The organism is Rhodobacter sp. P2_H5, from assembly GCF_056403335.1.
On the sequence record NZ_JBFUFS010000006.1, the window covers coordinates 1 to 14,093 of the forward strand.

12 protein-coding genes, 1 tRNA gene and 1 rRNA gene are annotated in these 14,093 nt (G+C 64.1%); 7 read left to right on the plus strand and 7 right to left on the minus strand.

The annotated features are described in order from the left end of the window. Positions 1-9 precede the first annotated feature (9 nt). Both rrf and AC1DVR_RS09660 read left to right on the plus strand, forming a co-directional pair. Positions 10-124: ribosomal RNA gene (gene rrf / locus AC1DVR_RS09655) — 5S ribosomal RNA — on the plus strand. Positions 125-168: 44 nt separating this feature from the next. Continuing rightward, positions 169-245: transfer RNA gene (locus tag AC1DVR_RS09660), tRNA-Met, on the plus strand. A 262-nt stretch (positions 246-507) separates the two neighbouring features. On the opposite strand, the gene AC1DVR_RS09665 is transcribed toward AC1DVR_RS09660, so the two are convergent. After that, a complete protein-coding gene (locus tag AC1DVR_RS09665) occupies positions 508-1,785 on the minus strand; it encodes a YcaO-like family protein (RefSeq protein ID WP_478000350.1) in 1,278 nt (425 codons plus the stop codon). 31 nt (positions 1,786-1,816) lie between these two features. Here AC1DVR_RS09665 and AC1DVR_RS09670 point away from each other — a divergent pair, with 31 nt between their 5' ends. Further along, complete coding sequence (locus AC1DVR_RS09670; protein ID WP_478000351.1) at positions 1,817-4,291, plus strand: adenylate/guanylate cyclase domain-containing protein; 2,475 nt, start codon at positions 1,817-1,819, stop codon at positions 4,289-4,291. Here AC1DVR_RS09670 and AC1DVR_RS09675 read toward each other — a convergent pair. The 3 genes from AC1DVR_RS09675 to AC1DVR_RS09685 all read right to left on the minus strand — a co-directional run bounded on the left by AC1DVR_RS09675 (position 4,275) and on the right by AC1DVR_RS09685 (position 7,720). Then, the gene (locus tag AC1DVR_RS09675) at positions 4,275-4,895 is read right to left on the minus strand and encodes a hypothetical protein (RefSeq protein WP_478000352.1); all 621 of its coding nucleotides are present in this window, start codon (positions 4,893-4,895) and stop codon (positions 4,275-4,277) included. The two genes, AC1DVR_RS09670 and AC1DVR_RS09675, sit on opposite strands and share 17 nt — an antisense overlap. A gap of 26 nt (positions 4,896-4,921) precedes the next feature. Then, on the minus strand, positions 4,922-6,511 hold the full coding sequence (locus AC1DVR_RS09680) for a peroxidase family protein (RefSeq protein ID WP_478000353.1): 1,590 nt from the start codon (positions 6,509-6,511) through the stop codon (positions 4,922-4,924). A gap of 291 nt (positions 6,512-6,802) precedes the next feature. Continuing rightward, positions 6,803-7,720, minus strand: a complete 918-nt coding sequence (locus AC1DVR_RS09685) for a zinc-dependent alcohol dehydrogenase family protein (RefSeq protein WP_478000354.1) — start codon at positions 7,718-7,720, stop codon at positions 6,803-6,805. A 1,083-nt stretch (positions 7,721-8,803) separates the two neighbouring features. Here AC1DVR_RS09685 and AC1DVR_RS09690 point away from each other — a divergent pair. Together AC1DVR_RS09690 and ftsH are read left to right on the plus strand one after the other, a co-directional pair. Next, on the plus strand, positions 8,804-9,001 hold the full coding sequence (locus AC1DVR_RS09690) for a hypothetical protein (protein ID WP_478000355.1): 198 nt from the start codon (positions 8,804-8,806) through the stop codon (positions 8,999-9,001). 151 nt (positions 9,002-9,152) lie between these two features. Further along, positions 9,153-10,997, plus strand: coding sequence for an ATP-dependent zinc metalloprotease FtsH (gene ftsH / locus AC1DVR_RS09695; protein WP_478000356.1), 1,845 nt, complete (start codon positions 9,153-9,155; stop codon positions 10,995-10,997). A gap of 229 nt (positions 10,998-11,226) precedes the next feature. On the opposite strand, the gene AC1DVR_RS09700 is transcribed toward ftsH, so the two are convergent. The 3 genes from AC1DVR_RS09700 to AC1DVR_RS09710 all read right to left on the minus strand — a co-directional run bounded on the left by AC1DVR_RS09700 (position 11,227) and on the right by AC1DVR_RS09710 (position 13,314). Continuing rightward, positions 11,227-11,640: a type II toxin-antitoxin system MqsA family antitoxin gene (locus AC1DVR_RS09700; RefSeq protein ID WP_478000357.1), complete on the minus strand. Its 414-nt coding sequence runs from the start codon at positions 11,638-11,640 to the stop codon at positions 11,227-11,229. A gap of 172 nt (positions 11,641-11,812) precedes the next feature. After that, positions 11,813-12,361: an Hsp20/alpha crystallin family protein gene (locus AC1DVR_RS09705; protein ID WP_478000358.1), complete on the minus strand. Its 549-nt coding sequence runs from the start codon at positions 12,359-12,361 to the stop codon at positions 11,813-11,815. A 77-nt stretch (positions 12,362-12,438) separates the two neighbouring features. Beyond that, positions 12,439-13,314, minus strand: a complete 876-nt coding sequence (locus tag AC1DVR_RS09710; RefSeq protein ID WP_478000359.1) for a Crp/Fnr family transcriptional regulator — start codon at positions 13,312-13,314, stop codon at positions 12,439-12,441. Positions 13,315-13,545: 231 nt separating this feature from the next. On the opposite strand from AC1DVR_RS09710, the gene AC1DVR_RS09715 reads away from it, so the two are divergent. Continuing rightward, positions 13,546-13,794: a hypothetical protein gene (locus AC1DVR_RS09715; protein ID WP_478000360.1), complete on the plus strand. Its 249-nt coding sequence runs from the start codon at positions 13,546-13,548 to the stop codon at positions 13,792-13,794. Between the two features lie 11 nt (positions 13,795-13,805). Then, a complete protein-coding gene (locus AC1DVR_RS09720; protein ID WP_478000361.1) occupies positions 13,806-14,042 on the plus strand; it encodes a helix-turn-helix domain-containing protein in 237 nt (78 codons plus the stop codon). The last annotated feature ends 51 nt before the right edge of the window (positions 14,043-14,093 follow it).

Genomic DNA, 14,093 nt, shown 5'->3' on the forward strand with positions numbered 1-14,093 from the left:
CTTCCTCGGATTGGTGGTCATAGCACGAGCAAAACACCCGATCCCATCCCGAACTCGGCCGTTAAGTGCCGTTGCGCCAATGGTACTCCGTCTTAAGACGTGGGAGAGTAGGTCACCGCCAATCCTAGAAAGAAGCGATATCTCTATACGACGACAAACCCTAACCGGCGCGGGGTGGAGCAGCCCGGTAGCTCGTCAGGCTCATAACCTGAAGGCCGCAGGTTCAAATCCTGCCCCCGCAACCAAAAATACCAAACGATCCACAATGCCAACACACAGCCCGCTCCCAAGCGGGCTTTTGTCGTTTTGGGCCAAGCCAATCATCGCCGTCAGTGCGCCCTCGGTGCAAATGTCCGGTCGCGGATGATCTCCCAAGCTGCCGTGCGGATATCTGCGTCGGCCGAGGCGGATAAAAGATCGGCCATCTGTCCAACGATGCAGTTCCGCCAGATTAGCGCGGCAGACGCATAGTGATGGGGCAGGGAGGCAGGCTCAACCTGAGTGAACCTACAGAAGGACTGGCCCGGCATCGGCCTCGTTGAACGGGTTACTGAGCGATTCGAGGTCGCGATTGTCCGGATCCCGCAATCTGGGCTTACCAAACCTCGGTTTCAAAGGACAAAGTTCCGGAGAAATCACCTTGAAGACCGGGGCGTGAGGGTCTCCGCGGGAGAGATCGATGAACAGGACCTGGCAGTTGTGGGTCAGAAGCGCGTCAATGCAGGTGTCGAGGCGCCAAGGCGCCTGGTCCGGGTGCATCGGCGCGGGCTCTGGCGGCTGGGACCCCTCGCACAGGGGCGGGTTGCGGGCGTTGGCCTCTTGCACCCAGGTTTGCGCCTTGAGATCCCCCGACAGGTCGCGCCAGGGGGGGAGCGAGGTTTCGATCGCGAGCATTTCAACCGTTGCGGCCAGGGCTGCCGTGGCCAGATCGACCTTTGCCGCAAAGCCAAGGGCGATGACCGTGCCATCAGGCTCGAAAGAGGCGGCGGCCACCACCGGTACGGCCAGATCGGTGGTGATGTCGAAAAGCCTGAAAATGCGCGGCCGCCCGGTCAGATAGGCGCAGAGATCGGGATGCGGCTCGAGGATGGAAAGGGCCAGAGGGGGGCGTTTGCGCTTGCCGTACCACCAGCGGGCGGCGGCGTCCCGTTCGATAACCTCCAAGAGTCCGGCAAGCTTGGCCGCTTCGGGTGTCGGGCCGCAGGCGCAGCCGTTGCTGTCGGCCACCGCAACGGCACCGGCATCGCCCGGCTGGCGCAATCCGATCAGAACGGCATCGGCTGGAACATAGACGCGCAGGCCGGTCCTGGCCTCTTCAGCCTCGATCCACTTCACAGGCGTCTCCGCATCAAAGGGCGCAGGCACCCAGTCATGCCCGGCCAGCGTCTGATTTGTCTGCGCGCGGAGCCGCATCTGGCGGTCCGAAAAACCGTTGAGGCGGTCCGGGCGAAGGGCGCGGGGGCCAAGGGCATTTGCGCTGGCCGAGATGAGCGGCTCGTCGCCCCAAACGCAGCTTTTCATCAATTCAACGGCTTCTCCCATCCCGCTGCGCCGGCTGGCCGCCCGGGTGAGACCGCAGCCAGTGGCCACGCGACCCGAAGCTGGCAAGGCGGCGGCGGGGAAACTGGGCCATTTCTGCAAGGCGCGCGCATTGGGGACGACCGCGCAAAGCTGGACGAGGGGACCGCTCGGCATCGCCAGGATGTCGAAGAAGGACTCCAGATGCCCGAGCCGCCAGTCCGGCGGATGCATTTCCTCGCGGTTTTCCGCCATTTCCAGTACCATCGGTGAAGCCGGATCACATCTGGGTAGCTGCATGCTGAACAAACCTCAGCTTCTTGCCATCATGTTTGCCGATCTCGAAGCCTACAGCTGGCACATGACGAGAAATGAAGTGGCGACGATCGCCTTCATGGAGCGCAGCTTTGAGCGGGCGCGCCGGGCAAGTATGCGGTTCGGGGGAACCCTGGTCAAGACGACGGGCGATGGCTGGATCGCGCTCTTTGCCAGCGCCGGCCATGCCGTGAATTGCGCACGGCTTCTGCACCGCCAGACCCGCCGGCTGGAGGACGATGCACCTTCGCAGTTCCGCATCAGCGTTCATCTCGGCGAGGTGCGGCTGGAGGGCAATGACGTCTACGGCCATGCCGTCAACATCGCGGCGCGGCTGCAAGCCCTAGCCGATCCGGGCGGCATCATCGTCTCGCAACCCGTGATCGCCATGATCGCACCCTCCTCGGGCTATCACCTCGATGCGATCGGCCATCCCTTGTTGAAGAACATCGGGGATGATCTAGGGGCCTATCGTCTGGTTGAAGGACCGGGCCGGCGGCAGGCGAAAGCGCCGTTGAACCTGGAAATTCTCGGCGGCATGCGCCTGAAGACCAAAGCCGGCGCGACGCTTCCCCTGCGATCGAGGGCCGCCATGGCGCTGATCGGCGCGCTGGCCCTTGACCCGGAGGAGGGGCTGGAGGCGAGCCGGCTCGCCGTGATGCTGTGGCCAGCCAAGGAGCCCAAGAAAGCGCGACAGGCTCTGGCGCAGACCCGGCGGCTGTCGAATGCCTGTGCGGCCTTCGCGGTGCCCGACCTGATCCTGGCCGAAGGCCCGATGCTGCGGCTTGATACCAGCGCCGTGGATGTTGATCTGCATCTTGTGCACAGGTCGCTCATTTCCGGCACCGTGGAGCCGGGTCTGCGCCGGCCCGAAAGGGTGATTGAAGGGCTGCTGTCCGGCCTGGACGCCATCAGCCCGCTGTTTTCGACCTGGCTGCGAGTCCAGCGCGGGATCTGGCGTGATCGGCTGATCGCTGGCCTGGAGCTTTGCCTTGAACGGCACAACGATGCGCAACCCGCACTCCGCGCCGCCGCCGAGGCTCTGCTGGAGTTCGAGCCCGGGCATGAACCGGCCTCGCACGCCTTGATGCGGCACTTCGCGGCCACCGGCCGAAGTGAGGCAGCACTGCGGGAGTTTGACCGCCTGTCCGGCCACCTGCGCGATGTCTATCAGCTGGCGCCCGGCCGGGAGATCAGCGTCTTTGCGGCCTCGCTTCACGGGTTGAACCAGCGCGATGTCGACGCGCGTCTGGAAGGTGCTGCGCTGCGCCTGCCGCAGATTGCGGTTGGCAGCTTCAGTGCCGAGGACCCGCGGGCGCAACCCGTCGCCGAGAAATTCCGCTCTGACCTTCTGGACAACCTCTCGCGCTTCCGGACCTGGGCCGTTCTGGACCTGGCCAATGAAGATTTCGGCGCCGCCGATTACGTTCTGACCGCGCGCTGCGACATGTCAGAGACCGGCGTAAGCCTGAGCCTGCGCCTCGTGGAGCCGAAGTCCCGCCGCGTGGCGTGGAGCGCGCTTTACAGCATTTCCGCCGCCGAATGGCGCGGGGTGCAAGGCCAGATCGTCGGCAAGATCGCGGCGGCATTTGAAGTCTATCTCTCGGCCGACCGGCTTGCGCAGCGCATCAGTGTCGCGCCGACCGATCTGGCGGACTACGACGACTGGCTGCGCGGCGAGTCGCTTCTGCTGCGCTGGACCGCTGAGGCCGACCGGGAGGCCAAGGATCTTTTCTCGCGGATCATCTCGCGCAGCCCGGAATTCGCCCCGGCCCATGCCAGCGTTGCCAGCATCCACAATGTGCGCCACATCGTCTTTCCGGGCAGCCCGCCCGAGCCCGAGGCCGCCAGGGCCGCCCGGATCAGCGCCTCGCGCGCGGTCGAGCTTGACCCGATGGATGCCCGCAATCACCTCGCCATGGCGTGGTCGGCGGCCCTGACCGGCGGGTTTGACCAGGCGGCCGTCCATCTTGACCTGGCGCTGTCGCTCAACCCCTTTAGCCCGACCACCACCATTTCGGCGGCGATGGGCTATGCGTTTCTCGGCGATCATCTGCGCGCCGGTCAGGTGCTTGACCGGGCGATCGCGCTGGCGCCGATGCTGCGGTCCTATCAGTGGTGCTACGCCGCGTCGGTGCGGTTCATGGGCGGCGATGATGCGGCCGCCGTCGAAGCCGCGCGCCGATCGGGCGACCAGATCGTGGACAATCAGGGCTGGCTCGCCGCCGCCCTGGCCCGGCAAGGCAAGATCGCCGAGGCGCAAGACGCCTTCGCCCGACTGATGACCGAAATCGCGCCCGTCTGGGCCGGAGCGCGGCCACCCGACGCGGAAAGCGTGCATGCCTGGTTCACCACGGCCTACCCGATCCGCCGCGAGGAAGACCGCGCCGCACTTTCCCGCGCCCTCCGCCTCGCCATGCCAGCCCCGTCAGAGCTTAAGATCAGCGGCAGCGGCTGAACGTGAAAGTCGAGATCAGGTAGTCTTCGATGTTCTCGGCCACGGTTCCAGGGCCGATCGGGCCAGCCTCGACGGCTTTTGCGTCCTGGAATATATCGGTCGACAGATATCCCCAGCTTGTGCTGTTTGCCGCAGCCCGCGGCACCGTCACGCGCATCTTGTAGACGTTGTTGGCGTTCGCGAGGTTGTCCAGCCCGATGTCCAACTTCAGCCTTCCGTTCAAGGCCCGCTGCGCAGCGGTAAGCTGGTTGTCGGGGATCGGTGAGTTGTTCGGGTCAGTTGCCAGATTGGTCTTGTGTGTCAGGATGTAGCGCTGCCGATTGTCGATTCCGCCGGCGATCTTGTAGATCGGCGCAGTGCCCCGGCTTTCCTCAAGCCTGACCTCGTACTGGTGCAGGGCGGTTTTCGGGATCATGTCGCTGATCAGCCGATCGAGCACGTCGCGCACCCGGTCCTCGGCCTCGTCGTCATTGGCACTGCCGCCGAAGGACGCCAGTTTGGTTCGCAGCTTGCTGCCGGCGTCCAACATGCCGTTCTGCCGTTCGAAGGGATCCAGAGCAAAGTTGGCGAGCCCAGTGCGCTTGTAGACGATGATCGTGCTCATGACAGAGGCCTCCTTGCCTATGATAGTCAGGTGAATAAATCGGCCAGCGTCGCGGGGGCCAGCCCGAGGGGATCGCTGCCCGCCGCTTCGATGGCGGCATGGATCGTCTCCATCACGATGCGCCCGCCCAGTGGCCCCAATTTTCGCCCGGCCTGCAGAACCTCTGCCTCGCGCAGGACGTAGAACCACAGCGGCGTCCGCTCGACGAGCGGTGGACCCTCGGCATTGGCCATGGTCAGGGCGTCATGAAAGGGGCTGCCGGCCGGACCGGCGATTTCGGCCTGGGTCAGGAATCGGCCGCAAACCGGTTCGATCGCGGCCCAGAGGCTTTGCGCGCAGGGCAGCTTGACCTCTTGCCCGCGCAGCAATGTCTTTTCGGCGAGGTTCACCGTGGAAAGCGGATCGGCATCCTGAACATGGAGCCCGGACAGCTGCTGCAACGGTCGGGCCAGCGCCGGGCCGATGAGGTTGGCAAGGTTCGGCTCCTGTACGCCGGGGCAGGGCAGCATGTCGCAGGGTTCCATGGTCCAGTTTGAGTCCAGCCGCCGGATGTCGTCGTTCGGACTGGGGCCCGCGTCGAAGGCCAGGCCTCCTCCCACATAGGTGCGCCGCATCAGGTTCTGCAGCGCCGCATCGGGGGCGGGCGCTGCCCTGCTCCACCGATAGGCGCCCCGCACCATTGCGTGGCCAAAGCGTTGGGCGCCCACGGCAAATTCGATCGGCGTCAGGAAGAAATCCTGCGGGTCCGGATCGACGAACACCAGTCTGCGCCCGGATTGCAGGACGTCCTCGTAGACGCAGGCATCGATGACCTGCGGCAGATAATCGTGGATCGTGATGGCATGGAGCAGCCGCCTGAGGTCTGTCTCGGGGTCGGGGCTGTTCTCCCACAGCGCGTGATACTTTTTCAGGATGGCCACATGCAGTTGCGCCAATGGCAGGTTGGCGTCGTTGCGGCCGTCCGGCACCACGGGATCGCCGATGGTGCTGCGCGGCAGGTCCGAAAGGTCGACGGTCGTGCCCGGCGCCGTATTGCCCAAGGCCGCGAGTCCGAATTCGCTGCAAAGCGGCGCGGCCTTCTGGATCTCCCCCTGATATTTGCTTGCTGCAAACAGGATCGTGTCAAGGTCGAAGCTGGCGGTATTCAGATTGATGACCCCAGCGACGAGGTTCTGGCCGCTGGGGTCGACCTCTGTGGGCCGGCTCAGATGGCTCACCTCATGCGCGATGAATTGGCCGAAATAGGTGTAAATCGCCGGCAGGCCAGCCGCATTGGATGCGCCAGCCGGCGCTGGACCGAGAAAAGCATCCGCGAGGGCCAAAAGTGCTGAGGACCGTTGATCCTCTTCCGCAGCCACCAATCGGTCATAAGTCGAATAACTCGTCGATGCCGCGTCAAATTGGGCGTTGAGCGGTTGACTGGGCAAGAGGGCTTCCAACCTGCCGCCGCGCACAGACACACTCAACTCTTGCGACGCGCCGCCGGGTACACCGAAGAAGGCATGAGCCTTATAGGATTCTTCGTCTGAGGCCACGTTAAGCGGCTCGTCCAGCACGATTTTGACCCCGGCCCCATGAAGGCATTGATCCATCTGCACCACCCGACGCAAAAACATGAATCAAAGCATATCATAAATAACGTGATATTGATTGGGTGAATCGAGCTTCGACCCCCGCGCCAATACGTTTTAACGCGGAACGGCTGTACTGCTTGACGCGCGCTCCCGTCGGCGCTCCAAAATATACGCGCGACGGAATTGGGCGATTAAAGATGGTGTGTCATTGAGAGACGTGCTGAAAACGGCTTTGATTTCCAGAAATGCGGATGGCCAAATAACGCCGCGACAGGAGGATCGCTTCAGAAAGGTCAGGGGTTAATACCAATTCCCTCCCCTGAAGGGCCCAAGTCACGGTGCAAGAACCGCGGCGCCCTGCAGGCGGCCAGCGCGAAGATCATCCAGCGCGGCATTCGCGGCGTGCAGCGGATAGGCCGTGGTCCTGGTTCTGACCTCGGCGGCCGCCGCCAAAGGGAAGAACTCCTCGCCATCGGCGCGGGTCAGGTTGGCGACGGGGCGGATCACACGCTCGTGCCAGAGGTCGGCATAGGGAAAGGCCGGGATGTCGGACATGTGGATCCCGCCCGTCACCACCGTACCGCCCTTGCGCAGGCTTTTCAGCGCCTGCGGCACCAGCGCGCCCACTGGTGCGAAGATCAGCGATGCATCCAGGCTTGCCGGTGGCGGGCTGTCGGACCCCCCGGCCCAACAGGCACCGAGGTCGCGCGCGAAAAGCTGCGCGGCCGCGTCGCCGTCCCGGGTGAAGGCATAGACTTCGCGCCCCTGCCAGACGGCAATCTGGCACAGGATATGGGCGGCGGCGCCAAAACCCCATATGCCAAGCTTTTGCGCCGATCCGGCCATCCGCAGCGCACGGTAGCCGATCAATCCGGCACAGAGCAGTGGCGCGAGTGCCACCGGATCGGCCGCCTCGGCCAGCGCAAAGGCATAGCGGGCATCGGCCACGCAATATTCGGCAAAGCCGCCGTCGCGGCGAAAGCCGGTGAATTGCGGCGTGTCGCACAGGTTCTCCGCCCCGCTCAGACAGTATGCGCAATGCCCGCAGGTGGCGCCAAGCCAGGGCACGCCAACGCGCTGGCCGAGGGTCAGGTGCGAAATCCCATCCCCCAGCGCGTCAATCCGCCAGACGATCTCGTGCCCCGGGATCAGGGGCAGCTTTGCGGCAGGAAGATCCCCGTCCAGAATATGCAGGTCGGTCCTGCACACACCGCAGGCTTCGACGCGCAGGCCGCCGCCTTGGCCCTCCATTTGCCTGCCGATCTCACGCCACCGACGAGGCTGGCGGATGGAACCACACCGGATTCCGCCCAGAAGAAGGAGGCTCCCCCGATCCTTCTGACGCCGCTTTGGTCACGCAGAGGGCATGATCACCACTGTCGTGAATCATGGCTTCGTTCCGGCGGCAGCCTGCAAGGTCATCGGCATCACGCCATGAAGCGAACGACGGCGGTTCAGCACTGAACCGAGAGCAAAGCGGACAAGTTCCTTCTGATGCGGGCGTTCGCGCCAGATATCTTCCCCCTCCTGATTGGCATTATGCTCTGGGGGTTGCGCATCGGCCTTACTAGGGGTTGCTGGCGACAAAGATCGCTCACCTTGCCCCGCCATAGCTGCGCAGTGCGGCCTGCGCTCTTCTGGCCATCGCCGGTTCATTTCCGCTGCGGACCCGTTTTCCGCGCCGTCAGACGGAAGCGGGGTGCTTCGGCATGAACCCCTCCGGACGCCGGGCCGCGCCAGAGTGACCTTGTGGCCCCCACGCAAGCAAACCACCTGCGATGGCGTAGCCCGCGCCGCCAACGGAGCCATTTGGTCAGATCATTGGCTCTTTCGGCCCGGATAGGACGCCACCCGAAACAAAGCCAAGACAAGTGTCTAGGCAAGCTCGGGGTCCTGGGCGTGGCCGACCACCTACGCTCGTACGCTTCTTCGGGCGGGCGCAAGGTGCGGCTCCGATGGCCGTGCGGTCCAGCGCTGCTACTCCTCGCTGTTCCCCAACCGCGATCGCCTATCGGGCGCTCAAAGGGTTCGGCAGCGCGAAGGTGGCGCTCTTGATCGTGTCCAGCGCATGGTGCGGTCGGATACCGGGGGATTGGGAGTCATGTTCTCCATCGACACGGGGCTGGGTTTCGACAAGCAGGTTCAATCTTGTCAACTCGGCCGCCGCGGCGCGCTGGTGATGGATGCCGGTGGATGGCCCGCATGGACCTCGCCACCACAAACGGCATCCGGGTCCACCCCCTCGCGCTGACCCGCTAAGCCGGGCTGAAGTACGACGCCGCCAAGGACGGGTTTGCGCTGGAATGTCATGCCATCCGAAGGTTGCGTGAAACCATGGGCTTCGACAATGTCATCGCCATGGCCCCGGTCTGCCGCGCCCATGCGGAAGGTCGGTCTCTGCGGTCGGGGGCCCCCAGCGACGACCCCGACTTCGCCCGGGTGCTGGTGCCGGCGGACATCGATTCCACACCGGTGACGCCGGACGTCTTCCTGGCGGTGAAGAAGATCGTCGCTGCGGTTGAACGCGGCTGACGCGATGCTACCGCGTCAGGACCGGCGCAATCTCTGCCCGGACAATGATGCGGATCAAGGCGCGCGCCCCAAGTTTCACCCAGAAGAGCGCCATGGCCGGCCGGGGTGCGACGCGCCCGGGACCTATGAGCAAAGGCATGAGGAGCCCAGAATGGAAAAGGAACACCGTTTTCACTTCTGGTATTTCGCCGTCGCGCTCGTTGGCCTGTTGCTGTTTCAGATCTGGTTGCAGAGTTTGGCCAATACCCGGGCGATCCCCTACAGCCAATTCCTCGACCTGTTGAAACACGACGGAGTTGCCGAGGTCGCGGTCGATCCCGAACAGATCAGGGGTGTCCTGAAGAACTCCGGTGACGGGCCGGCCAATTTCGTCACCAACATCGTGCCGAAGGATCTGTCCGATGCCCTGCAGACCGCCGGGGTCAAGTTTGACGGGACGGTGCAGAACACCTGGATCGGCACGCTCCTGGGCTGGATCGTGCCCATGCTGATGATCATCGCCTTCTGGATGTTCCTCTTGCCCCGCATCGCCGAGCGACAAGGTCTGGGCGGGATGATGGCGGTCGGCAAGTCCAAGGCCAAGGTCTATGTCGAGACGGACACCGGTGTCACCTTTGATGACGTGGCCGGCGTTGACGAGGCCAAGGCCGAGCTGAAGGAAATCGTCTCGTTCCTGCGCGAACCCAAGAAATTCAATCGCCTGGGGGCGCATATCCCCAAGGGCATCCTGCTGACCGGTCCGCCCGGCACCGGCAAGACCCTGTTCGCCCGCGCCATCGCGGGCGAGGCGAAGGTGCCGTTCTTCTCGATCTCCGGTTCGGAATTCGTCGAGATGTTCGTGGGGGTCGGTGCCGCCCGCGTGCGCGATCTGTTCGAACAGGCCCGCAAGGCCGCGCCCTGCATCATCTTCATCGACGAGCTGGACGCGCTGGGCATGCGGCGCGGCGTCGGCGCCTTTGGTGGGCATGACGAGAAAGAGCAGACGCTGAACCAGCTGCTCGCGGAGCTTGACGGCTTTGACCCGCGCGAGGGGATCGTGCTTCTGGCGGCGACCAACCGCCCCGAAATCCTTGACCCGGCCCTGCTGCGCGCTGGCCGTTTTGACCGGCAGGTCGTGGTGGACCGGCCCGACAAGATCGGTCGGGCGGCGATCCTGAAAGTTCATCTCAAGAAGATCAAGGTGGCGGCGGATCTGGATGTGGAGCAGATTGCCGCCCTGACACCGGGGTTTTCCGGGGCGGAACTGGCCAATCTGGTGAACGAGGCCGCCATACAGGCGACCCGCCGCGGCGCCGAGGCGGTTGAAATCGCCGATGTGACCGCCGCCGTCGAACGCATCGTCGCGGGGATGGAGCGCAAGGGGCGCCTCCTGAACCCGGCCGAACGCCGCGCGGTCGCCTGCCACGAGATGGGCCATGCGCTGGCGGCCGCGTCCTTGCCGGGGGCGGATCGGGTGCACAAGGTCTCGATCATCCCGCGCACCGTGGGGGCCTTGGGCTATACGATGACCCGCCCGACCGAGGACCGCTTCCTGATCAACCGCCGCGACCTTGACCAGCGCCTGATCGTGCTGATGGCGGGGCGCGCGGCGGAGGAACTGGTGGTGGGCGACATCTCGACCGGGGCCGCGGATGATCTGGTCCATGCCACCGACATCGCGCGCCAGATCGTCACCCGTTTCGGGATGTATGCCAAGCTGGGTCAGGCTGTGCTGGAACCGGATCGCGGTGGCTTTCTGGGCGACGCCCCTGCCGCCTTCAGCCCGCGTGACCACTCTGAAGCCACCGCGCGCGAGGTTGACCTGGCGATCCGCGAAATCATCAGTGGCGCTTACGAGAAGGCAAAGGTGCTGCTCATGCGCCGCCGCGCCGAACTCGACACGGGGACCGAACTGCTGCTGAAGCACGAAACCATCACCCCCGCCGACTTCCCGCCGCTATTGCAGGACGGTCAATCCAGCCTTGAGGATCACCCGGCCCTCGCGGCGTCGGTCTGAAACGCCATGGGGATCTTCGGAGTCGCAGTGCGGAAGATCGCAATGATACCCTCACCCGAACGACGGCCCTTTGCCCACTGCCCGTGCAGAGGCACCCCGATGCCGCTGGCATTGACCGCAGCGCGCAATACCGTCCGCCGCCAGTCGGGTCTTTGCCGTTGCACGCAAGACGCTGCACCCCCAGGTCAAGGGGTGCCGCGCGAAAGTTCCGGGCAATCCCCGGAACGCATCATTGCCCTGCGCCGCCGCTGGTCCTCCCAAAGCTGAAAACCGGGATGCTGACCCAGGCCTCGGGACCCGAGCCGTTGAAGCCGGCGGCCCTGATCCGTTCAAGCTCGGTGGCGGTCGCTTCGCTCACGAATTCCTCGCCGCAGCGGGTGCAGAAGACGGCGGGTATGCTGCGGACCATCAGCGCCTCGGTGCCGCGCCAGAACATGCTGGTCACGGTTCGCGATTGCAGGGGGCCCGCATCGCATCGTGGGCACCCCGGAAAGCCATGCGAAGAACGCGCCGGAGGAATCGCTTCCGCCGGAAGATATTCGTGGGACGTCCGTTCATGTCTGTTCGCGATCACATCACTCTCCTTCTGCAGATTTCGGACAGGATCTTTGGTCAGGCCCTGCGGCGCATTGATCCCCGTCACAATCGCGGGGGAAGCGGGATCTGTCCGGGGTTTCCGGGCCTTGTAACGGGCGCCTAAAGGGCCAAGAGCCCCCCGAGGGCCTTTGCGTCTGTGCCGCCAGTGCCTGAAAAATCACAAGGGCCGCAGCTTGGGCGGCCCTTGTCAGCACTCTTTACCCGAACCACTCGTACCCCTAAGCGGCCTTGACTTCGATCTTGCGCTCTTTCTGCAGCGCTGCTGCCGTCTTGGGCAGATCGACCTTCAGCACGCCGTTTTCGAATTTCGCCTGGATCTTGTCGGCGTCGACGCCGGAAGGCATGCGGAAGGTGCGCTGGAAGGCCCCATAGCTGCGCTCGCGCAGATGGAAGTCCGCCTCGTCTTCGACCCGTTCCGCCGACTTCTCGCCCTTGATCGTCATCAGGCCATCCGAGACCTTGATTTCGATCTGGTCCTCTTTCAGACCCGGCAATTCCGCCTGAAGCTCGTAGCCGCCGTTGCGTTCGACCAGATCAACGGGGGGCATCGCCACGCCGCTCTCCGGCCAGAGCGTGGCCGGCATCATCATCTTGCGGGGCGGATTGAACCGAAAGTCAGGCCAATCGAAATCGGACATCAGCCGGGCCATCTGCTGCTGCAAGGCACGCAGCGGTTCCCAATCAAGCGGCAGAACGGCACCCGCCTGCGCAGGCTCGCGCTTCACCTCGATCTCTTCCGACTTCTTTGCCATCTCGTTCTTCGTCATCTCACCGAACCTCCTCGTTGATGACAACCCATGGCGCGACGATAGGAATTGTGGCCTGAGTCCAGCATTGACCGCCGTCAACAGCTGGAATCGAACACGCAGTTTGCGCAGGCCGGCGACCAGATCGTGCGGCCTTCGGGGCGGTGCCAGGTCCGGAAGGGCATGGTGTCAAAACCCGAGTCGACGCGGCCAAGCGCGGTCAGGGTTCTCCGGTCGATGATCCGGAAATGGGAAGGGTCGCGGATCTCGATCACCCCGGATTCGTCCAGACCACGGGTGATCCGGCTGATCGATTCCACGGTGGTGGCCAGAAGGTCGGCAATATCGGCCCGCGACAGCAGCATCGACAGGATCCCCGTCCCGTCGGGCAAGGGCTGATAGGGCATGTATCTGGTCGACAGCGCCAAGAACGCGCACAGCCTTTCTTCAGGCCTGAGGGCGCCGATCGACCAGGTCAGCCAGCGCAGACGACCCAGTTGCTCGGTCTGCTGCAGATCGAAATCCTTGCGCAGGGCCGGGTCCTCGTCCAGCTGGGTATCGAAATCCCGCCGGTCGAACCGGCACAGATTGCATGGGGTTGCGGATACGACGCTCATCCCTTCGCGGCGCTGATGTTCATAGCCGACGATCTCGCCCGGCAGAAACAGGGAGACAATCTGCCGCCTTCCGTCGAAGGCAAACCGCTGCAGCCGGAGGATCCCGGTCCTGATCAGCCAGACGCCGTGATCGCGCGATTGGTCGGCGATCACCTCGCAATCGGCGCCCAGATCGACCTGTTGTCCCGACGCGCGATGCTTGCGCTGACCACTGATCAGGCTGGTCCGGCAACGCGCACTCGGACCCATCGGTCTGATTTCATGTAACTTGCCGACGGAGTGCACATTGATAGGCGCTTCCATTCCACTCTCCAATCCTTTTGCCGGGTGCGAATGGCGCTTGGGACGGCCCTCCAAATCGCATTCGCACCCAAATTGCAGGCGGCTCGATCGATTCAGGAATCCTCGTCACCACTGTTTTTGCAAGGGGTCGAATCAGGCCGCCGCTTTGTGATCTGACGATGCGTGCAGGTGGCCCGGCATTGACCATCATCAACGCCGCGACCGGCCCAAGGAACGAGCCTGCATGGGAGCGGACCTTGGGTCGGGGCCGGTTCTTTTTGTTCGGAAACGGCCCGAGGTCATAAAATGGACGAGGATTCCCCTGATCGCGTCGACATCAGCGGCCTTATCGGGCTGGGCAGCGGTCTTTTGGGCAAGCTCTTCACGTCGCTTGCGCCGGATGTGGCCGCCCAATTGCAGGCGCAGGCGGATCTGCGAGAGGTTCCGACCGGCGGCATCATTCTGGAAAACGGCCAAATTCCCAGCGAGATCGGCTATGTGATCGACGGCAGCTGGGCATGGTGCAGATCATTGATCACGAGCGACCGCATATAGTTGGTCTGCTGGTGCCCACCGATATATTCGGCCGCCTGTTTGGCGAGCCGATCACGCTGCATCTGTCCTTGTCGCGCAAGGACTTGGCGCATTATCTCGGCACGCGGCGGGAATCCCTCAGCCGCGCTGTTCATGCACTGGCCGAGAAGGCCATCCTGCGGATCATAAACCCCGAGATCTTCGAGGTTCTGGATCTGCAGGCCTTGACCGACATGTCCGGCGACGATCTGACGCTGGACCTGGAGTGACGGGCAGCGGCCGCCCGGAGCCCGCTCCGCTCGCCGTCCCGCCCTTGATCA